General features: G+C 63.7%; 19 protein-coding genes. 11 read left to right on the top strand and 8 right to left on the bottom strand.

The genetic code is table 11. From position 1 onward, the window contains the following. The first annotated feature begins 40 nt into the window (after nt 1–40). Nucleotides 41–535, top strand: coding sequence for an acyl-CoA thioesterase (locus HXS66_RS11285; protein WP_077379450.1), 495 nt, complete (start codon nt 41–43; stop codon nt 533–535). A 96-nt stretch (nt 536–631) separates the two neighbouring features. On the opposite strand, the gene HXS66_RS11280 is transcribed toward HXS66_RS11285, so the two are convergent. Then, entirely contained in the window at nt 632–1,693 is a 1,062-nt protein-coding gene (locus HXS66_RS11280; protein ID WP_176503568.1) for a ChaN family lipoprotein, read from the bottom strand. Nucleotides 1,694–1,893: 200 nt separating this feature from the next. On the opposite strand from HXS66_RS11280, the gene HXS66_RS11275 reads away from it, so the two are divergent. Then, nucleotides 1,894–2,268: a Rieske 2Fe-2S domain-containing protein gene (locus tag HXS66_RS11275; protein ID WP_077379454.1), complete on the top strand. Its 375-nt coding sequence runs from the start codon at nt 1,894–1,896 to the stop codon at nt 2,266–2,268. Between the two features lie 33 nt (nt 2,269–2,301). On the opposite strand, the gene HXS66_RS11270 is transcribed toward HXS66_RS11275, so the two are convergent. Together HXS66_RS11270 and HXS66_RS11265 are read right to left on the bottom strand one after the other, a co-directional pair. After that, entirely contained in the window at nt 2,302–3,168 is an 867-nt protein-coding gene (locus HXS66_RS11270) for a DNA/RNA nuclease SfsA (RefSeq protein WP_176503567.1), read from the bottom strand. Next, the gene (locus HXS66_RS11265) at nt 3,168–4,352 is read right to left on the bottom strand and encodes an aminotransferase class I/II-fold pyridoxal phosphate-dependent enzyme (protein ID WP_084209477.1); all 1,185 of its coding nucleotides are present in this window, start codon (nt 4,350–4,352) and stop codon (nt 3,168–3,170) included. The genes HXS66_RS11270 and HXS66_RS11265 overlap by 1 nt, the downstream gene beginning before the upstream one ends. A 275-nt stretch (nt 4,353–4,627) precedes the next feature. On the opposite strand from HXS66_RS11265, the gene dksA reads away from it, so the two are divergent. The 9 genes from dksA (at nt 4,628) to HXS66_RS11220 (ending at nt 14,543) form a co-directional block, all read left to right on the top strand. Beyond that, nucleotides 4,628–5,065 carry an RNA polymerase-binding protein DksA gene (gene dksA, locus HXS66_RS11260; RefSeq protein WP_077379460.1) on the top strand — a complete coding sequence of 146 codons (438 nt, stop codon included), beginning with the start codon at nt 4,628–4,630 and terminating at the stop codon, nt 5,063–5,065. Between the two features lie 135 nt (nt 5,066–5,200). Next, a complete protein-coding gene (gene gluQRS, locus HXS66_RS11255; protein ID WP_176503566.1) occupies nt 5,201–6,115 on the top strand; it encodes a tRNA glutamyl-Q(34) synthetase GluQRS in 915 nt (304 codons plus the stop codon). A 128-nt stretch (nt 6,116–6,243) separates the two neighbouring features. Continuing rightward, a complete protein-coding gene (locus HXS66_RS11250; RefSeq protein ID WP_176503565.1) occupies nt 6,244–7,743 on the top strand; it encodes a sigma-54 dependent transcriptional regulator in 1,500 nt (499 codons plus the stop codon). Nucleotides 7,744–8,848: 1,105 nt separating this feature from the next. Then, nucleotides 8,849–10,249 carry a polynucleotide adenylyltransferase PcnB gene (gene pcnB, locus HXS66_RS11245; protein ID WP_077379465.1) on the top strand — a complete coding sequence of 467 codons (1,401 nt, stop codon included), beginning with the start codon at nt 8,849–8,851 and terminating at the stop codon, nt 10,247–10,249. A gap of 29 nt (nt 10,250–10,278) precedes the next feature. Continuing rightward, on the top strand, nt 10,279–10,776 hold the full coding sequence (folK, locus tag HXS66_RS11240; RefSeq protein ID WP_176503564.1) for a 2-amino-4-hydroxy-6-hydroxymethyldihydropteridine diphosphokinase: 498 nt from the start codon (nt 10,279–10,281) through the stop codon (nt 10,774–10,776). A 181-nt stretch (nt 10,777–10,957) separates the two neighbouring features. Next, nucleotides 10,958–11,749 (top strand): 3-methyl-2-oxobutanoate hydroxymethyltransferase, encoded by a 792-nt coding sequence (gene panB / locus HXS66_RS11235; protein WP_176503563.1) that lies wholly within the window; start codon nt 10,958–10,960, stop codon nt 11,747–11,749. Continuing rightward, nucleotides 11,749–12,603: a pantoate--beta-alanine ligase gene (panC, locus tag HXS66_RS11230; protein WP_176503562.1), complete on the top strand. Its 855-nt coding sequence runs from the start codon at nt 11,749–11,751 to the stop codon at nt 12,601–12,603. Before panB ends, panC begins: the two co-directional genes overlap by 1 nt. 99 nt (nt 12,604–12,702) lie before the next feature. After that, nucleotides 12,703–13,083, top strand: coding sequence for an aspartate 1-decarboxylase (gene panD, locus HXS66_RS11225; RefSeq protein WP_077379473.1), 381 nt, complete (start codon nt 12,703–12,705; stop codon nt 13,081–13,083). 278 nt (nt 13,084–13,361) lie between these two features. Next, entirely contained in the window at nt 13,362–14,543 is a 1,182-nt protein-coding gene (locus HXS66_RS11220) for an acetyl-CoA C-acetyltransferase (RefSeq protein ID WP_084209482.1), read from the top strand. Between the two features lie 112 nt (nt 14,544–14,655). Here HXS66_RS11220 and pnp read toward each other — a convergent pair whose 3' ends face one another. The 5 genes from pnp to infB form a co-directional block, all read right to left on the bottom strand. Next, nucleotides 14,656–16,809 carry a polyribonucleotide nucleotidyltransferase gene (pnp, locus tag HXS66_RS11215; protein ID WP_176503561.1) on the bottom strand — a complete coding sequence of 718 codons (2,154 nt, stop codon included), beginning with the start codon at nt 16,807–16,809 and terminating at the stop codon, nt 14,656–14,658. A gap of 247 nt (nt 16,810–17,056) precedes the next feature. Continuing rightward, nucleotides 17,057–17,326, bottom strand: a complete 270-nt coding sequence (rpsO, locus tag HXS66_RS11210) for a 30S ribosomal protein S15 (RefSeq protein ID WP_065392421.1) — start codon at nt 17,324–17,326, stop codon at nt 17,057–17,059. A gap of 98 nt (nt 17,327–17,424) precedes the next feature. After that, complete coding sequence (gene truB / locus HXS66_RS11205; RefSeq protein ID WP_176503560.1) at nt 17,425–18,354, bottom strand: tRNA pseudouridine(55) synthase TruB; 930 nt, start codon at nt 18,352–18,354, stop codon at nt 17,425–17,427. Then, on the bottom strand, nt 18,354–18,779 hold the full coding sequence (gene rbfA / locus HXS66_RS11200) for a 30S ribosome-binding factor RbfA (RefSeq protein WP_065392581.1): 426 nt from the start codon (nt 18,777–18,779) through the stop codon (nt 18,354–18,356). The genes truB and rbfA overlap by 1 nt, the downstream gene beginning before the upstream one ends. Nucleotides 18,780–18,806: 27 nt before the next feature. Next, nucleotides 18,807–21,257 (bottom strand): translation initiation factor IF-2, encoded by a 2,451-nt coding sequence (infB, locus tag HXS66_RS11195; RefSeq protein WP_077379481.1) that lies wholly within the window; start codon nt 21,255–21,257, stop codon nt 18,807–18,809. Nucleotides 21,258–21,282 lie beyond the last annotated feature (25 nt).

Raw genomic sequence — 21,282 nt, 5'->3', positions numbered from 1 at the left:
ACTTCCGGTGAGGTGCGCCGGCATCCCGAGGAGAGAGTGCATGAACTTCCATACCCGCAAATGGGTCAAGCCCGAAGACCTCAACCCCAACGGCACCCTGTTCGGTGGACGTCTGCTGGCCTGGATCGACGAAGAAGCGGCCATCTACGCCATCGTCCAGCTGGGGACTTCCCGCGTGGTGACGAAGTTCATGTCGGAGATCAACTTCGTCTCCAGTGCGCGCCAGGGCGATATCATCGAGCTGGGCATCACCGCCAGCGCCTTTGGCCGCACGTCCATCTCGCTGTGCGTCGAGATCCGCAACAAGATCACGCGTGAACGCATCCTGACCATCGACCGCATCGTGCTGGTCAGTGTCGATGCCGACTTCAAGCCGGTGCCCCACGGACGCACTCGTATCACGTATATCGAGGATCGCTTCCGCGAGCAGGCCGGCAGCAACGACAGCCAGGCCAATGACGCCGACGGGGATGCCACGCCGCAGAAAGCGGCCCGTCGTCGCGCGGAAGGCCAGGTCGACGTCAAGAGCGGCTGAGCGCAGCCCGACTGAGCGACGCGATGCAAGAACGCAAAAGGCACCTCACAGGAGGTGCCTTTTTTCATGCCAGCGTTGCTCGCCCGGCCCGCTTTCTCAGCCCGGCAGATCCGGCGTGGCGATATCCGCCGCCTCACGCAGTCCCGCGCAGGCATCCTCCGTCTGAGCGACGGCCGGGGTGAACCACACCAGGTCGTACGCCGGGGCCGCCCCCGCACTTTCCGGAAGATAGTCATCGAGCTGGGTCAGCGGCTGACCTTCCTCCCCCCAGGCCACCGGCATCAGTGCGATGGAGAGCGAATCCCGGGTCAGCCAGCGCGGCACGCCGATATCGCGACGCGCATGGCCACTGCCGGCCACCAGCAACGCCGTGGCATCGCGATTGGCCAGCGCCTCGAGACGCTCCGCCATCTGCTGATCACGCGCCAGCTGGGCACGCAGCAGACCATCCAGGCGCTCTGCCCCCAGCAGACCACAGTGGCCTTCATCCAGCGCCTCGCGCTGCAGCCTCAGCACGGCCTCCGGCAGTGCTGGCGCCGTCTGGCCCTGGGCCATCACCGCGCGCACCTGCTCTCTGGTCAGACTGGCGGACGACAGGGGGGCGCCGCTGTCCAGCACACCACGCAACACGCTCGAGTAATCGGTGAAGTTCCAGCGTGCATCCCATGCCAGCAGGCGCATCAGCTCCTCATCCGGCAGGCCCGCCACGGCCAGCGAGGTGCGATTGACCAGTGACAGCGCCGCATCCTGACGGGAATCCAGCATTTCCATTGCCACGCCACCCAACTGACGACGTGCCGCCAGTGCATCGATCAGCCAGCGCTCCAACAGATGATGATCCGGGTTGTCGTGATGCTCTCCCAGCAGCACCAGCGGATGCGCCTGCGCCCAGTCCACCAGTGCCGCCGGTGACAGGCGTCGATTGCCCTGCGCCACGAGAATGCTGCCCAGCAACGGATGTGAGGCGTCGGGATCATGCCAGGCAGGCAAAGGCGGAAGCGGCCCCGGCGGCGCTTGAGCCGCCTGCAGCGCCCCGCTCCCCAGCAACGAGAGACCGCCGGCGCCGGCGACCAAGCCAGCCAGCAACTGGCGACGCGTGAGGCCTGCCTGCCCAGCTGGGGCAGGACGGAGGAAGGCGGGACGATGAAATAGCGACATGAAGATAACCAGGCGTGAAGAAAGGCGATAATGGCCAACGGCGACACAGTCCATCGCGCACGGAAGGTCGAGCACTGCCAGCGGCAGCCGAGCATTCCCTGCTGGCCGTCATTGCCCCATGATACCCGATGCGAGCCCCCTGATGCCCGAACGCACCGCGTTCTTCACCAACGCCTCTCGCCCACTCAGAGGAGACCCGCATGACACGCCGCCTGCTCCGCCTGCCACTGCCGGAGCTGCGCATCGGCTGCAGCCTGCCGATCAGGCTCGAGGATGGCCGCCCGGCCATGCTGATCCGGCTGGCCGATGGACTGCACGCCTATCTCGACGCCTGTCCGCACCGCGGCAGCCGCCTGATCGCTGACCCCGCCCACGACGAGCGCGAACACCGCGACCCCTATCTGGACGCCACCGGCGGACTGATCCTGTGTCATCGTCACCAGGCCTGCTTCGAGCCGCAGCAGGGCCTGTGCCTCAGTGGCCCCTGCACGGGGCAGCGACTGACCGCGCTGGACGTGACGATCGAGCGGCCTGACGGCTCGCCGGCGCAGCTGGTGCTGAAGAGTCGGCACTGAAGTGCCCCGCGATGATCAGAGTGAGCTCAGGCGTTACCCGCAGAAGCGCGCCTCGTGCAGCGGCAGCACCTCCTTGAGGGTCAACGACGCCTGCCAGAGCGGCTGCCTCGCGTCATCGTGACAGGGCGCCAGTGCGACCTGCATCCTCAGCGCCAGCACCTCGACACCGGCGGCCTGGGCCGCGGCGAAGGCCTCGGCATAGGCCGGGTCCAGGTGAGCCGCCGGCGCGACATCCTCGATGGCATCGTGCGCGACGCAGAACACCAGCACACAGCGATGACCGGCCGCGACCAGCGCGGCAAGACTGGCAAGGTGACGGCGCGCGCGCGTACTGACCGAGTCCGGAAAATACCCATGCCCATCCGGCTCACGCAGGGTGAGCTGCTTGACCTCGACATAGATCGAGGCGGCCTGCTCATCGCGCGGCCATAGCTGGAAATCGAGCCGCGAGCGCTCCGCGACCTCACTGCCTGCTGGCATGACCTCGACCCGCGCCTCCCGCTCGATTCGCGCCAGATTCGTCAGCCCTCTCTCACGCAGCGCAGCATGCAGTGCAGGCGGGCACTCTGACGAGTCACCCTCCCGCAGGACCGCCTCGACATGCGCATTGGCACGTCCGGTATGCACCGCCACCAAGGCCTCACGCCGACCGCCAGCCCCGGGAGGGTCCAGGGGCAGGCGAATCAGCTCCCAGGTCCAGGCAAGCTTGCGCTTCGGATTGTTGGATGGTGACAGCCATACCTCACAGCCTTCCACGCACACGGCACGCATCGAGCCGGTATTCGGACAATGCGCCGTCACCACCTCGCCTGCCCGTTCCCCCTCGAGCAGCTCCACTTCAGCGAAGAAGCGCTTGTAGCGCCGGATCAGCCGACCACGATACAACCCTGTCAACTGCATCAGGCAGATGCTCCCGCCGGGGCAGCACGCCGCTCCAGGAAGCGCTCAAGTCTCGTCAGGGCTTCGCGCAGACGCGCCTCATCGGCCGTGAAGGCGATCCGCACATGGCGACGTCCATCTGCCAGCGCGAAATCGGTCCCCGGCGTGATGGCAACGTTCTCTTCCTCCAGCAAGGCACGGCAGAAGGCCTCGCTGTCATGACTCAAGTGCGAGATATCCAGCCAGACGTAGAAGGCGCCCTGCGGTGGAACCGACGGTGCCAGCCCGAGACGTTCGAGTCCGGCCAGCAGCACGCCGCGCCGCGCCTCCAGCACCTGGCGACGGCGTTCGAGCTCGGCCTCGCACTCCGGCGTGAAGGCCGCCAGCGCCGCATGCTGCGCGGGGGTGGAGGCAGCCAGGAAGACATTCTGGGCCAGGCGCGACAACGGCTCGACCGCCGCTTCCGGCGCCACCAGCCAGCCCAGTCGCCAGCCGGTCATGCCGAAATATTTCGAGAAGCTGTTGATCACGAAGGCATCCGGACATTCCGCCAACGCCGTATGTGCAGGCACGCCATAGGTCAGGCCCTGATAGATCTCATCGACCAGCAGGTGAGCGTCTCGGGCTCTGCACAGCTCCCCCAGCGCCTGCAGCTCCTGTGGCGACAACACGTGCCCGGTGGGATTGGAAGGAGATGCCACCATCACCGCACGGGTGTTCTCGCGCCAGACCTCATCGGCAAGCTCCGCGGTCAGCTGCCAGCCGCTCTCGGCGCTGACAGGCACCACGTCGAGCTGGGCATCGACCAGCCCCATGAAATGGCGATTGCACGGGTAGGTCGGATCCGCCATCAGCACGCTGTCACCGCGCTCGGCACACAGCAGGGTGGCCAGCAGCAGAGCGCCAGAGGCGCCGGGTGTGACGATGATGCGCGAGGGCGAGACCGTGACACCGTGACGGCGCTGGTAGTCTGCCGCGATGGCGTCGCGCAGCGCGGGCAGGCCACAGGCGGGCGTGTAGCGAGTCTGGCCGGCGGCCAATGCCGCCTGACCGGCCGCGATCACCGGCGCAGGGGTCGGGAAGTCGGGTTCGCCCACTTCCAGATGGATGACATCATGCCCGGCAGCCTCTCGCGCCTGGGCGGCTTCCAGCAGCGTCATCACGCGAAAGGCGGCAACGGATTCAAGACGGCGGGCAAACTGCATGATGGCACTCCTCGTGACGGAAGCTTCATTCTAGGCACCTGCCAAGGCCCATTCCCACCCCCTTTTCACAGGAAAATGCATGTTTGCGTGAACAGGCCTGTTCATGAGCCGGCACAAACTATCGTCGGAGTTCGGTTGCAAACTTGTCATTTTTACGCTAAATAAGCTGATCTTCTCGCGAGGGCAGCAGTCAGGACAGCCCCCTCGCCGTGGCCAAGGAGGCAGTGCAACAGACTGTCGACGGCCCAAGTCACCTTGCGGAATGAGGCGGTCCCATGCCAGTAGCTGAAACCAAGCCGGAAGCGCTTAAGAAATTCACCCCGTACGAGCCGGCAGCGGGTGAAGAGTACATGAACGAGAAGCAGCTAGCGCACTTCCGTCAAATCCTGCTGGACTGGAAACAGGAGCTGATGGAAGAGGTTGATCGCACCGTGCGTCACCTGCAGGAAGATGCCAACAACTACGCGGACCCTGCAGACCGTGCCACTCAGGAAGAGGGCTTCAGTCTCGAACTGAGAACGCGTGACCGCGAGCGCAAGCTGTTGAAGAAGATCAACGAGACCATCGAGAACATCGATGAGGACGATTACGGCTTCTGCGAAGCCTGTGGCGTCGAGATCGGTATCCGCCGACTGGAAGCACGCCCGACCGCGACCCAGTGTGTCGACTGCAAGACACTGGCCGAGCTGAAGGAAAAGCAGCTGGGCCGCTAAGCCCCGCTGTCGGTGAACCGACGGCCCGCCGTCGACCTCATCCCCCATACGGGCACCCTCCTTGGAGCGGTGCCCGTATGCGTTGGGGTCCGCACAGCCAGACATTCCCCAATCACGGACGCCGGAGCCCTGCCGATGCCCACCGCCTACCGTGGCCGTTTTGCCCCGACCCCCTCTGGCCCACTGCACGCCGGTTCGCTGCTGGCGGCCGTGGCCAGCTACCTGGATGCCCGGCATCACGCTGGCCAATGGCTGGTGCGCATCGAGGACATCGACCCGCCACGCTGCCCCGTAGGCAGCGCCGACACCATCCTGCGTCAGCTGGAGGCCTTCGGACTGCACTGGGACGGCGCGGTGCGCTATCAGAGTGATCGCCATGCCGCCTACGACGAGGCGCTCGCGAAGCTCAAGGCCACGGGTATCGCCTATCCCTGTGATTGCTCCCGCAAGCAGTGGCGGGACTTCGCGGTCTATCCGGGCTGGTGTCGCGATCGCGATGAGCCACCCGCTGGCGAGCACGCCTGGCGTCTGGACGTGCGAGCGGCAGAGCGCTTCGGTGGAGCCGGCGCCATCGCCGGCTGGCACGATCGCCTGCAAGGCCCGATCCAGCAGGAACTGGCGGCACTCGGCGACGTGGTGCTCAAGCGTCGCGATGGCCTGTGGGCCTATCAGCTGGCCGTGGTGGTGGATGATGCCGAACAGGGAATCACCGACGTCGTACGCGGCCTGGACCTGCTCGACAACACGCCCTGGCAACGCCTCCTGCAGGCGTCCCTTGGTCTCCCCACACCGCGCCTGACGCACCTGCCACTGATCACCGCCGACAATGGGCAGAAGCTCTCCAAGCAGAACCTGGCCCCGGCCCTGCCGGTCGATGAAGTCGCCATTCGCCAACTGCTGCATCACACGCTGACGCTGCTCGGGCAGGCACCGCCAGCCGAGCTGGCCACTGCCAGCCCCGCGGAACAACTGGCGCACGCCACGCCACGCTGGTCGCTCGCGAACGTTGGCGCGGCCCAGTCACTGCGCATGGCCACGCCATTTCCATGACGACCAGGCCAGCCACGATTGTCGGATTGCCAGCCCACGGGGAACAGGGGAGACTTTGTACGAGATAGCCAAGGCATCAGCGCCATCTCGTTTCTTCACGCACTCCATCAGGCGAGCGATAGCATTCCATGGCCCGGATTCTGATCATCGAAAAGGAAGGTGCCACACGCACTGCCCTTCAGCATCTGCTGGAGCGCGACGGGCACGGCGTGGTGCATGCCAATGGACTTGAAGACGCCTGTCGTCAGAAACCCGGCGAGTTTGCACTGGTCATCTGCGATGTCGCGCTCGCCGGAGAACATGCCAAGCCCGTTCTCGAGGCCAGCCACCCTGCCCCGGTGATCCTGCTGGCGGATCCCCCCAGCCTGCATGGCGCCATCGCCTGCCTGAAAGCCGGCGCCGCGGATTATCTGCCCAGACCCTTCGATCAGGAGGCCTTCGCGCGCAGCGTACGTGAGGCGCTGGCCTTGCCGCGCAATGACGATGCGCCGTCCCCCTCATCGCGCCCCTCCTCTCATTCCGGAGCCACCGGCTCGCAGGTCGAGATGATCGGCCACTGCCGTGCGATGCAGCAGGTCTATACCCGCATCCGCAAGGTGGCCCCCGCGGATGTCACCGTACTGGTACTTGGCGAATCCGGTACCGGCAAGGAGCTGGTCGCACGTGCGATTCATCGCCAGAGCGGACGGCATCAGGCACCGCTGATCTGCGTCAACTGTGCCGCCATTCCGGAAACCCTGATCGAATCCGAGCTGTTCGGGCATGAAAAGGGCGCCTTCACCGGCGCGACGAATTCACGCACCGGCCTGATCGAAGCCGCGGATGGCGGCACCCTGTTCCTGGATGAGATCGGGGAACTGCCGCTGGATGCTCAGGCTCGCCTGCTGCGTGTCCTTCAGGAGGGTGAGATACGTCGCGTCGGCGCCATCGAGACGCGCCATGTGGATGTCCGCCTGATCGCGGCCACTCACCGCGACCTGCACCGCCTCTCCGCGACCGGCGAGTTCCGCCTGGATCTCTATTATCGCCTCAACGTCATGGAGATTGACCTGCCTGCGCTGCGTGAGCGGGGAGATGACGTGCTGGAACTGGCCGAACACCTGCTGAAGGGCATCGCGCGCCGGCATGCCCGGGAGGGGATGCGGCTGTCACAGCGTGCGCGCCAGGAAATCCATCAGTACGGCTGGCCCGGCAATGTGCGCGAGCTCGAGAATGCCCTGGAGCGCGGCGTGATCCTGGCAGACCGTCGGATCATCGCCCCGGAAGACCTGGGCCTGCGCGCCGAGCATGTCCTGCGAAGCGATACTGCTGACGGCCGTCCACAGGAGCCCCTCGCCCACCAGCCGCCTCCCGTCACTTCAGCACCGCGTCCGCAGGCTGAAGGTGCCTCTCCGGCACGGGAGACCGCCCCCCCTCGACCCGCGCCTCCACTCGCCACCCCGACACCGGAAGAGGAAGACCTGTCCCTCGAGGACTACTTCCAGCATTTCGTTCTCGAACATCAGGACCACATGAGCGAAACGGAGCTAGCCCGTCGACTCGGCATCAGCCGCAAGAATCTGTGGGAGCGCCGTCAGCGGCTGGGTATCCCGCGCAAGAAGGCACGCCGTGGCAGCGCGACGTCCTGAGGCATCATCAGCACATGTCTCCCTCAAGCAGGCGCATGGGCAGGCTGACGATCACCAGCCGACCCGCGGGCTCCCCATCCGCATTGCACCAAGCGGGTGCTCGCCCCCACGACTCACCTGGCCGTCTTCGAGACATCAACACTCAAACCCTTCAGGACTCGGCAGGCAGCCAGCCGGTCTCGCTAGACTTTAGTGCCGAATCCATGCCGGAAAACACTTCCCAATCATTAGCTTGCGAGTCACTCCGTTAGACCTTCGCACCAATTGTTACCATCGACCCCAAACAGTGCCCCCATCCAGCGCGGTAATGGCCACGTCAGGTAACACCTCAGCCTCACCTACGCCTCACGTCTCAGCGACCTATGTCTAAATGACTGAATTACGTGTTTTTTTTAAGCTGTGGCACATCCGATGCAATAACACGGTCAAGAAAAAGAACAACCGGAAATACGAAGCGCGTCCAACAACAACAAGATTGCGCAAGGCTTCGAAAACCCTCGACACCAACAACAACAAGATTCGTCGAGCGAGTGACATTGATGATGACAGGCAAGCACGGCCGAGATTCATGGCCGGATGCTGGAGCCACAACAAGAACAAGCGGCCGCACGTCATCATCCGCCGAACCAACAACAACAAGATATCGGCAGTCCGGAATCTACTGACCAGGACGCGACGAATCCGGCCTCGAGTGCCAACAACAACAAGATACTCGGCCCCGGATCACCCCCGACCCAACAACAACTCGCGGGGGGAGGCTATTCAGCCGTCGGTGAATGGAAGATTGTTTTGAATACGAGATGGTCACTGAACAGACGGTCAGATAACAACAATAGCTTCATCTGTCTGCGTGATTGGCGACTGTGGTGCGTATTCAAGGCGATGCGCCTTCACGAAAAAGAACATCTGCTCAAGGATGCGTGTACTCTACCTGAAAGGGAGACCGAGAAATCGGTCTCCCTTTTTCCTTGCCCGAGAGGCATTTCTTCCCTCATCAGGCACCTTGAAGTGCAGTCTCGGCCCATCAGTGGCAGACCGGCGCTTTGCCAAGGTATCTGCCCTCCGCTACACTGGGCGGCCTGCTACGCACGAGTCGAATCGCTGCATGTTCAAAGGATTTACCCGCTTTCTCCAACGCCCCGGTGACCGCTTGAAGACGCTTTTCAATGCAACTGACGCGCCCGAGGCCACCCTGCCCAGCCTGCGTGTGATACCGCGGGATGAGCATCCCGTGTCCCGCCGCCAGCTCAGCGAAAACGCACTGAAGGTGCTCTATCGCCTGCAGAGCGGCGGCTATCAGGCCTATCTGGTCGGTGGCTGCATCCGTGATGCCCTGCTCGGCGAGCGCCCGAAGGACTTCGACGTGGCGACCAACGCCACGCCGGAACAGGTCCGCGAGCTGTTCCGCAACGCACGCATCATTGGCCGACGCTTCCGCATCGTGCATGTACGCTTCGGCCGTGAGGTGATCGAGGTCACCACCTTCCGTGGCAAGCCTGCCGACAGCACGCCGAGCCAGCATACCCAGCAGTCGGAAGATGGCATGCTGCTGCGCGACAACGTCTGGGGCTCCATCGAGGAGGACGCGCTGCGCCGCGACTTCACGATCAACGCCCTCTACTACGACGTGTCCGACTTCACGATCCACGACTGGGCGCATGGCGTGCGTGACATCGAAGCGCGCATGATCCGCCTGATCGGTGACCCGGAAACGCGCTATCGCGAAGATCCGGTCCGCATGCTGCGGGCGGTCCGCTTCGCCGGCAAGCTGGACTTCGACATCGAGGAAGCCACCGCCGAACCGATGTACGAGCTGGCACCGCTGCTGCTGCAGATTCCGCCGGCACGCATGTTCGAGGAAGTGCTGAAGCTGTTCATGTCCGGCTACGCTCTGGAAACGTTCCACCTGTTGCGTGAGTTCGGCCTGTTCCAGATGCTGTTCCCGGAAACGGAAGAGAGCTTCGCGCACTATCACTGGTCCATGCCGCTGATCGAGAAGGCGCTGGCGAGCACGGATGATCGTATCCGTGACGACAAACCGGTCACGCCGGCCTTCCTCTACGCTGCGCTGTTGTGGCCTGGCGTCAAGGCACGCACCGACCAGCTGGTCGCCAGTGGCATGCCGGACATCCCGGCAGCCCACCAGGCGGCTCAGCAGGCGATCGCCCGTCAGCTCAACCACACCTCGATTCCGAAGCGCTTCAGCATCCCGATGCGCGAGATCTGGGACATGCAGGCCAAGCTGCCGCGTCGCCGTGGCAAGCGCGCCTTCCAGACCCGCGAGCATCCACGCTTCCGCGCCGCCTATGACTTCCTGCTGCTGCGGGAATTCGCCGGCGAAGTGAAGCCGGGACTGGGCAAGTGGTGGACCGACTTCCAGGAAGTCGATTCCCGTGCTCAGGTCGCCATGATCGAAGGCGTGTCCGATGAGGGGCCGGCAGGCAGCAAGCCGGCGGGCACCAAACGTCGCGGCAAGCGCCGTCGCAATGGTCGTGGACAAGGCTGAGCACTGGCGTGCCGACGCAGGAACCTCGCATGACTTCGACAGCCTTGATCGGCCTCGGTGCCAATCTTGACGATCCGCGCGCTCAACTCGAGCGCGCACTTGAGGCGCTGGACCGCCTGCCGCTGACCCGCTGCACGCGCCACTCGCGCCTGTATGCCAGCAAGCCGGTCGGGCCTCAGGATCAACCTGACTTCGTCAATGCCGTCGCCGAGCTCACCACACGCCTCTCCCCCCTGGCGCTGCTGGATCAACTGCAGGCACTCGAACAGCAGCACCGTCGCGTACGATTGCGCCACTGGGGGCCTCGCACCCTGGATCTGGACCTTCTACTGTTCGATGATCGCTCCATCGCTACCCCGCGCCTGTCAGTGCCGCACCCCGAGATGCTCAAACGAGGTTTCGTGCTGCGTCCACTGGCGGACCTGCTGGGCCCCGTGCGCGTTTCCTCCCTGAGCGAAGATGACCTGGAGACGCTGGCACAGCGGGTTGAAGGAGATGACTTGCTCCCCCTCGGGCCTCGGGAGTAGAGTTTCGCCACATTGTTACCGATGCGCCCACTGATCGTGGCTCGGTAACACTTTCTGGTAACACCGGCTCGTCCTGTCAGGTCGCGCACATGGCTCCCCGCCTGCGACGATCCTGGCCACGTCGTCCGTCCGACGCCACGGACACGACAAGGCACACGCGCCGCAACGAGTACGCTTCCTGATGAAAAACGTCACCCTGAGCACCCTGCGCCGCCTCAAGGCCGACGGTGAGACGTTCAGTTGCCTCACTGCCTACGACGCGACCTGCGCCCACCTCGCTGGAGAAGCCGGCATTGAAGTACTGCTGGTCGGCGATTCCCTCGGCATGGTCCTGCAAGGCCACACCAGCACCCTGCCTGTCACCATCGATGACATCTGCTACCACACCGCGGCCGTCGCGCGTGGCAAGCAGGGCAGCCTGGTCATGGCTGATCTTCCCTTCATGAGCAATGCCAGCACCGAGATACTTCTCGACCATGCCGCACGTCTGATGCGTGCCGGTGCCGAGATGGTGAAGGTGGAAGGCGAAGCCTGGCTCGCCGAGGCCGTCACGGCCCTCGTCCAGCGTGGCGTGCCGGTCTGCGTGCACATGGGCCTGACGCCGCAGCATGTCCATGCCTTCGGAGGCTACAAGGTGCAGGGCCGCGAGGAAGCGCGCGCCACGCAGATGATCGCCGACGCCCGCACGCTTGAAGCCGCCGGTGCCGCGATCATTCTGCTCGAGTGCGTGCCTGCCGAGCTCGCCGCACGCATTCGTGATGCGGTCGAGGTGCCGGTGATCGGTATCGGCGCAGGCGTCGAGGTGGACGGCCAGATTCTGGTCATGCATGACATGCTCGACCTGACACCGGGCCGCAAGCCGCGCTTCGTCAAGAACTTCATGGCTGAGGCCAGCAGCGTGCAGGACGCCTTCGCTGCCTATCATCGGGCCGTCAAGGAACGCAGCTTCCCGGCAGCGGAGCACACCTTCTGATGGAGACCCTCACTCACATCAGCGCCCTGCGCGAGCGCCTGGCCGAGGTGCGCCGCAAGGGCCTGCGCATCGCGCTGGTGCCCACCATGGGCAATCTGCATGCAGGCCATCTGTCCCTAGTGCGCGCGGCACGCCGACAGGCGGACTTCGTCGTCGCCAGCATCTTCGTCAACCCGCTGCAGTTCGGGCCGGGCGAAGACCTCGACAGCTACCCGCGCACGCTTGTCGATGACCAGAACGCATTGACCGCAGAGGGCTGTGATCTGCTGTTCGCCCCGTCGACAGCGGAGCTGTACCCCGAAGGGCGCACCGGACTGTGCAACGTGCAGGTCCCGGGGGTCTCCGAAGGCCTGTGCGGTGGCAACCGACCGGGGCACTTCGATGGCGTGGCCACCGTCGTCAGCATCCTGTTCCATCTGGTGCGTCCCGATGTCGCCTGTTTCGGCGAGAAGGATTTCCAGCAGCTGGCGGTGATCCGCAAGCTCAATCGTGATCTGCACTTCGGGATCGAGATCCTCGGCGTGCCCATCGTGCGTGCCGAGGATGGTCTGGCACTCTCCTCGCGCAACGGCTACCTGAGCGCCGAAGAACGCGCCATCGCCCCTCGCCTTGCGCAATGCCTGAATGCGCTCAAGGACAGCCTCGAAAGTGGCACCGCGCCTGCCGAGGCCCTGCGCGTCGCGCTGGCCGCCATCAGCGAGTGCGGCTTCAAGCCGGATTATCTCGAACTGCGCCGCGCCGAAGACCTGGGCCCGGTGCAGGACGACACCCGTGATGCCGTGATTCTGGTCGCGGCACACCTGGGACGTACCCGTCTGCTCGATAACCTGAAGGTCGCCTTGCCGGTGGCCTGATGCCTGAATAGACTGCGCCGCCCTGCCTTCACGACCGCGTCCCGCGTTCCGGTCATCAAGGCCTCCTGCGCCCGGCGGCGCTCAACCGGAGATATCCCGATGCAAGCCATCATGCTCAAGGCCAAGCTGCACATGGCCCGCGTGACCCATGCCGTTCTCAATTACGAAGGCTCCTGCGCCATCGATGGTGACCTGCTCGACATGGCAGGCATCCGTGAGTACGAACAGATCCAGATCTACAACGTGGACAATGGCAAGCGTTTCACCACCTATGCCATCCGCGGTGAAGAAGGTTCGAAGATCATCTCGGTGAATGGTGCCGCGGCCCACCAGGCCGACGTCGGTGACCGCGTGATCATCTGCGCCTTCGCCAACTATGCCGAGAGCGAGCTGGAGGCCCACAAGCCCTCCATGGTCTATCTGATGGAAGGCAATGAGGTCAGCCACACGGCCAACGCCATTCCGGTGCAGATGGCCTGATCGCCGTCCTCCCACGGTAATGAAACACGCAACGACGACGCCAGCCCCGCGAAAGCGGAGCTGGCGTCGTCGTTGATGGCCACGCAAAGGGGCGCACCCGGAGCACGTATGGCAAATGGCTGACAGACCCACGACGCTTTGACGATTGCCGCATTGCACAACACTGCCTTATGCTGGAATCTCGCATCAGCAAGGCTGCAAGCCCTCTACCCGATTCGACAGTGCAGGGCGCAGCGTCTTTGACTCAGACAGTCTCGCGAGAGAACAGGAGCGTTCAGATGCAAGATGTGGTGATCGTAGCAGCTCGTCGTACCGCCGTAGGTGCCTTCGGTGGCAGCCTCGCCGGCATTTCCGCCGCTGACCTCGGGGCACATGTCATCAAGGATATCCTCGCCAGCACAGGGGTGAGCGGTGATCAGGTCGACGAAGTTCTGCTCGGCCAGGTGCTGACGGCAGGCTGCGGCCAGAATCCGGCTCGTCAGACCGTCATCAAGGCAGGCTTGCCGGAAGGCGTGCCGGCGATGACCATCAACAAGGTCTGTGGCTCTGGCCTGAAGGCACTGCATCTGGCCACCCAGGCCATCCGCTGTGGCGATGCCCAGCTGATTCTGGCCGGCGGTCAGGAGAACATGTCACTGTCTCCTCATGTGCTGCCCAACTCCCGCAATGGCAAGCGCATGGGCGACTGGAAGGCGATCGACACCATGGTCCACGACGGACTTTGGGATGCCTTCAATGATATCCACATGGGCATCACCGCCGAGAACCTGGCAGAGAAGTACGAGATCACCCGCGAAGCGCAGGATGCCTTCGCTGCCGCATCCCAGCAGAAGGCCTGCGAGGCCATCGAGGCGGGCCGCTTCAAGAGCCAGATCGTTCCGGTCGAGATTCCGCAGCGCAAGGGCGACCCAATCGTCTTCGACACCGACGAGAACCCGCGTGCCGGCACCACTGCCGAGAAACTCGCCGGCATGCGTCCAGCCTTCAAGAAGGATGGTACCGTCACCGCAGGCAACGCCTCGGCGCTCAATGATGGTGCCGCCGTGGTCATGCTGTGTTCCGCCGACAAGGCCCGCGAACTTGGCCTGACGCCGCTGGCGACCATCAAGGCGTACTCCAACGCCGGTGTCGACCCGAAGATCATGGGCATCGGACCGGCTCCCGCCACCCGCCTGTGCCTCAAGAAGGCCGGCTGGAGCCTGGAAGATCTCGATCTCGTCGAAGCCAACGAAGCCTTCGCCGCCCAGGCGCTCTCCGTCAACAAGGAGCTGGGCTGGGATGTCGACAAGGTCAACGTCAATGGCGGTGCCATCGCGCTGGGCCACCCGATCGGGGCATCCGGCTGCCGTGTACTGGTCACGCTGGTACACGAGATGATCGCCCGCGATGCCAAGAAGGGTCTGGCGACCCTGTGCATCGGCGGCGGCCAGGGTGTCGCACTGGCCATCGAGCGCAGCTGATCGCTCACGGATGATCTCCCGCTGCCCCCGCGATCACGGGCACCAGGAGACAAGAAAGCCCCCGCCAGTCCTGCTGGCGGGGGCTTTTCATTGGGCTGAGGGGATGGTGGCCTTACTGGCCGTCTGCCGCCTCAGCAAGCTTCTCGGCTGCCTGACGTGCCACGAAAGCCGCCTTCTCTTCCTCGCTAATCTCCTTCAGCGACAGCTTGACGCGATTGCGGTTGTCGATGTCGAGCACCTTGACCACGACCTCATCGCCTTCATTGAGATAATCGCGCACGTCATTGACGCGCTCCTCGACGATCTGGGAGATATGCAGCAGGCCATCGGTGCCCGGCATGAAGGTGATGAAGGCCCCGAAATCGGCGATGCGAGCGACCTTGCCGGCGTACAGCTTGCCGATCTCCGCCTCGGCGATGATGCCCTCGACATAGTGAGCGGCCGCCTGGGCCTGGGCCTTGTGCTCGGCATAGATACGCACGCTGCCGTCATCGTCGAGATCGACATTGGCACCGGTCTCTTCACAGATCTTGCGAATGGTCGAGCCACCCTTGCCGATCACGTCACGGACCTTGTTCGGCGCGATCTTCAGCGACAGCATCGCCGGGGCGTTGTCGGACACCTCTTCGCGGCTACCCTTCAAGACAGCGTTCATCTGCTCGAGAATGGTCAGGCGCGCCTCAAGGGCCTGCTCCAGCGCCTGCTCCATGATGGCCTCATCGATCCCCTCGATCTTGATGTCCATCTGCAATGCCGTGACGCCCTCTGCCGTCCCCGCGACCTTGAAGTCCATATCCCCCAGGTGATCTTCATCCCCGAGAATATCGGTCAGTACGGCCACGCCGTCGGCATCCTTGACCAGCCCCATGGCAATCCCCGCCACCGGCGCCTTGAGCGGTACCCCGGCATCCATCAATGCCAGCGACGCCCCACACACGGACGCCATGGAGCTTGAACCATTGGACTCGGTGATCTCGGAGACGACACGGATCGCGTAGGGGAAGTCCTCGACGGTAGGCAACATCGACTCGATCCCACGTCGCGCCAGACGCCCATGACCGATCTCGCGACGTTTGGGAGAACCGATGAAGCCCGTCTCGCCGACACAGTAAGGCGGGAAGTTGTAGTGCAGCATGAAGCGATCATGCTTCTCACCTGACAGCCCCTCCACCAGCTGGGCGTCACGCGTGGTGCCCAACGTTGCCGTCACCATGGCCTGTGTCTCGCCGCGCGTGAACAGCGCAGAGCCGTGGGCCTTGGGCAGGACGCCAACGGCAATGTCCAGCGGACGCACGGTGCGTGCATCACGACCATCGATGCGCGGCTCACCGGCAATCACGCGCTGACGGACGATGCGCTTCTCCAGTGCAGCGAAGGCACTGGCCACCGCACTCGCCTCGAAGCGTGCATCCCCTTGCGTCTCCAGCGCCTGAATCGCCCGAGCCTTGAGTGATGCCAGCGCATCCTGACGCTCCATCTTGTCATGCAGACGGTAGGCTTCACCGATCTCCTCGCCCACCTCACGCTCCAGCGCCTCCATCAACACGCTATCGTGCGTCTGGGCGACCCAGGACCACTGGGGACGATTGACCTTGGCGGCAAACATCTCGATCGCCGTGATCACCTTCTGCATCTCATGATGGCCGTAGAGCACCGCGCCCAGCATCTCGTCTTCCAGGAGTTCCTTCGCCTGGGACTCGACCATCAGCACTGCCTGCTCGGTACCTGCCACCACCATGTCCAGCTCGGAGTGGGCAAGCTCGCTGTAGCCGGGATTCAGGAAGTAGCCCCGTTGCTCACTGAAGCCGACACGCGCCGCTCCCACGGGGCCGGCAAAGGGCACACCCGAGATGCTGAGCGCCGCCGAGGTACCGATGAGCGCCGCGATATCCGGATCGACATTGCGCTCTGCCGACATCACCGTGCAGACCACCTGCACCTCATTCATGAAGCCTTTCGGGAACAGCGGACGGATCGGGCGATCAATCAGCCGCGAGGTCAGCGTTTCCTTTTCCGTCGGGCGCCCTTCACGCTTGAAGAAACTGCCGGGGATGCGGCCGACCGCGTAGGAGCGCTCCTGATAATGCACCGACAACGGGAAGAAGGACTGTCCAGGCTTGGCGGACTTGCTGGCCACTACCGTGCACAACACCGAGGTATTGCCCATGGTCACCATCACGCTGCCGGTGGCCTGACGCGCGATGCGACCGGTCTCGAGCGTGATGGTGTCATTACCGTACTGGAAGCTGTGCGTAACCGGGTTCACGGCGCATGTCCTTTAGTCTGATGTCGTCGATGTCCGGCGCTCATGGTAATGCGCGGCGCAGACAATGAAAAGCGAGTGAGTCTCACGCAGCATGCGGGCTGCAGCCGGATCGGGAGGCGATTGCCCGCCCGCTTCTCCCCACGGTATCAGGCACAAAAAAACCGACACCGCCCGCAGGCAGTGTCGGTTTTCCTGTGCCCACCGGGGGCCCGCCATGCACCGGAATGCATGGCGGCAACATCGCTGATTAGCGACGCAGACCCAGACGCTGGATCAGAGCGGTGTAACGCTCGAAATCCTTGCGCTTGAGGTAGTCAAGCAGCTTGCGGCGCTGGTTGACCATGCGGATCAGACCACGACGGGAGTGGTGATCCTGCTTGTTGGCCTTGAAGTGGCCCTGCAGGCCATCAATGTTGGCGCTCAGCAGTGCAACCTGAACTTCCGGGGAACCGGTGTCGTTCTCGCCACGGCCGAATTCGCTAACGATCTCAGCCTTCTTCTCAGCGGTAAGTGCCATCTGTCTCTCCAGTAAGCAATATGCTTGGTAGATAAGAAATGTCGAAGACCACGCATATTTGCAGTCTTCATGCGGCTTGCGGCCAGGCCGCAATCAGCTCACCCAGCCGCCGCCTCGACAGCGGAGCTGAGCAGTCGGCGAGGAGCGATGATGCCCTCCGCCGCAATCCGGACCAGCCCGAGCAACTGCTGGTCCTGATACACACGAGCCAGGGAGTCCACTTCCAGCGACCCTGTCGTCGTTTCAGCCTGTTGACCACGCAATATCTTCCGAGCCATCTCGGCAGTGATGTCGAGACGTGGAAGATGATCGAGCAGGATGTCGACAGGCAACAGAACGCCTTCACGTGCCTGCTGATCTGCCAGCGCCTCGAGGCGCTCGAAAACCAGCATGGCATCACCCGTGAACGGGCCTGTCTTGAGACGACGCAGTGCCGTGAGGTGGGCTCCACAGCCCAGCGCCTCGCCGATATCCTCGGCCAGACTGCGTATGTAGGTGCCCTTGCTGACCGCCACTTCGATCTCGATACCATCGGAGTGCCGTGCAAGAAGCGCCATATTGTAGATGGTAACGCGACGGACTGCACGCTCGATTTCAATTCCCTGGCGCGCCAGCTCATAGAGCGGACGTCCCTGGTGCTTGAGCGCGGAGTACATCGGCGGCACCTGATCTATCTCGCCACGGAACCGGTCCAGCACCGCTTCCAGCTCGGACTCCGCAAGCTCGGGAATCTCCCGCTCACGCAGTATCTCGCCTTCCGCATCACCGGTGTCGGTGACCTGGCCAAACTTGATCCGTGCCCGATAGACCTTGTCCGCCTCGAGCAGGTGCGAGGAGAACTTGGTGGCCTCACCGAAGCAGACCGGCAGCAAGCCGGTTGCCATCGGATCGAGCGTGCCGGTATGCCCTGCCTTCTGTGCCTGGTAGAGGCGGCGTGCCTTCTGAAGCGCGTAGTTGCTGGACATGCCCTTGGGCTTGTCCAGCAACAGTACGCCGTCAATCGGCAGGCCGCGACGACGACGGCCCATCAGGCGTCCGGCGTGGTGCCCGGGGCACCGTCTTCGCTGTCATCATCACCACGTTCTGCACTGCGCTTGCGGTCATCAGCGACCGCCGTATTGATCAGTGAAGACAGGTGATGGCCACGAACGACGCTCTCATCGTAATGAAAGCGCAGTTCCGGCACGTGACGCAGCTGAATGGTGCGCGCCAGCTGGGAGCGCAGGAAACCTGCCGCGCGCTTGAGCACGGCAAGATTTTCCTTGATGCGTTCCGGACTGTCGTCACCCAGCAGGGTCACGTAGACATCGGAGTAGGACAGGTCGCGGCTGACCTTGGCGGCGCTGACCGTCAGCATGCCAAGGCGCGGGTCCTTGACCTCGCGCTGAATCAACAGCGCGAGCTCCTGCTGGATCTGGTCCGCCACGCGGTCAGTACGGCTGTATTCACGCATCCGTGATCTCTCCTCGCAGGGGCGCTATCAGAGGCTACGCTCGACCTGAATCTGGTCGAACACCTCGATCTTGTCGCCCACCTGCACGTCGTTGTAGTTCTTGACGCCGATACCACATTCCATGCCGTTGCGGACTTCGTTGACGTCATCCTTGAAGCGACGCAGGGATTCCAGCTCGCCTTCGTAGATGACCACGTTGTCACGCAGCACGCGGATGCGCTTGGAGCGGTACATGGTGCCTTCGACGACCATGCAACCGGCGATGGCGCCGATCTTCGGTGCCTTGAAGACATCGCGCACTTCGGCCACACCCACGATCTGCTCGCGGAATTCCGGTGCCAGCATGCCGCTCATGGCCAGCTTGACCTCGTCGATCAGCTGGTAGATGACGCTGTAGTAGCGCAGATCCAGGCCTTCACGCTCGACGATCTCACGGGCGGAAGCGTCAGCACGGACGTTGAAGCCGACCAGGATCGCTTCGGAAGCGAGTGCCAGGTTGGCATCGGTGCCGGTGATGCCGCCGACGCCGGAAGAGACCACGGCCACCTTGACTTCGTCGGTGGAGAGCTCTTCCAGAGCGCCACGGATGGCTTCCAGAGACCCCTGCACGTCGGCCTTGAGGACGACGTTGACCTTGGCGACTTCTTCCTGACCCATCTGGGAGAACATGTTCTCCAGCTTGGCCTTCTGCTGACGCGCCAGACGCACCTCGCGGTACTTGCCCTGGCGGAAGTTGGCGACTTCACGCGCCTTCTTCTCGTCCGGGACCACGGTGAACTCTTCACCGGCTTCCGGCGTGCCACCCAGGCCCTGGATCTCGACCGGCATGGCCGGACCCGCGGAATCGACCTGCTTGCCGACTTCGTTGATCAGCGCACGCACGCGGCCGTAGTGCAGGCCAGCGAGGACGATGTCGCCCTTCTTCAGGGTACCGTTCTGGACCAGCACGGTCGCGACCGGGCCACGGCCCTTGTCGAGACGCGACTCGACCACGACGCCTTTACCCGGCGCGGACGGCACGGCCTGAAGCTCGAGCACTTCGGAGACCAGCAGGACGGCTTCCAGCAGCGCGTCGATGTTTTCGCCAGTCTTGGCGGAAACGTGGACGAACTGGGTATCACCACCCCATTCCTCGGAGATGACGCCGTGCTGGGACAGCTCATTCTTCACGCGGTCCGGATCAGCGCCTTCCTTGTCGATCTTGTTCACTGCCACGACCAGCGGGACACCCGCGGCCTTGGAGTGCTCGACAGCCTCGATGGTCTGCGGCATCACGCCGTCATCGGCAGCCACCACCAGGATGACCACGTCAGTCGCCTTGGCACCACGAGCACGCATGGCGGTGAACGCCGCGTGGCCCGGAGTATCCAGGAAGGTCACATCGCCGTTGTCGTGCTCGACGTGGTAGGCACCGATGTGCTGGGTGATACCACCCGCTTCACCTGTGGCCACCTTGGTACGGCGGATGTAATCCAGCAGCGAGGTCTTGCCGTGGTCAACGTGACCCATGACAGTGACGACCGGCGCGCGAGTGATCTGCTCACCCTCGTAGGAGATACCCTCGAGAACGGCTGTCTCGAGCGCGTCATCCTTGATCAGCTTGGGCGTGTGACCCATTTCCTCGACCACGATGGTCGCGGTTTCCTGATCGATCGTCTGGTTGATGGTGACCGCAGCGCCCATGTTGAACATGGCCTTGATCACTTCAGACGCCTTGACGGCCATCTTGTCGGCGAGGTCTGCCACCGAGATGGACTCGGGGATGGAGACTTCACGCACGAAGGTCTGGACCGGCTTCGGCGGCTGGCGATTGGTATCGCGACCACCACGACGACCGCCGCGACGCTCTGCGCGCTTGACCTTCTTGGCCCCGCCACGCTTGCGCTCGCTGCGATCTTCACGGGCCTCACGGCGATCACGTGATTCATCACGCGGCGCAGCCTTGGCGCGACGCGGTGCATCACCACGCGGCTCCTTCGGCGGCGCATTGACTTCCGGCGCAGCATCCGCGACCGGTGCAGCGGCAGCGGCCGGAGCACTCTGACGCGGACGCTCTTCGCGACGGTTGTCGTTGCCACGACGCTCATCACGCTGCGGGGCAGCAGCCGGCTTCTCGGCGGCAGGCGCCTTGGCAGCCTGTGCCTCAGTCGCCGGCGCATCTGCAGCCTGCTCTTCACCATCCTTGACGTAGGTACGCTTCTTGCGGACCTGCACCTCGATGGACTTGCCGCGACCGCCGCCAGTGTTGATGCGTGACTTGGTCTTACGGGTCAGGGTAATGCGGTTCTTCGGCGCTGCCGGGGCAGCACCACCGCCGTGGCTCTTGGTGAGGTGGTCAAGCAGCTTCTGCTTGTCGACCTCGGACACGGCGTCGTTCTCTGACTTGTGCTTCAAACCAGCTTCGTGCATCTGTTCCAGTAGGCGGGCTGACTCGCGGCCCACCTTCTTGGCGAATTCTTTGACTGTCATTTCTGACATGTACGACCCTCCTGAGCCCGTGACC

This window comes from Cobetia sp. 5-11-6-3 (assembly GCF_013374055.1).
Classification (GTDB): Bacteria; Pseudomonadota; Gammaproteobacteria; order Pseudomonadales; family Halomonadaceae; genus Cobetia; species Cobetia marina.
This window is presented reverse-complemented; position numbering and strand designations above follow the sequence as displayed.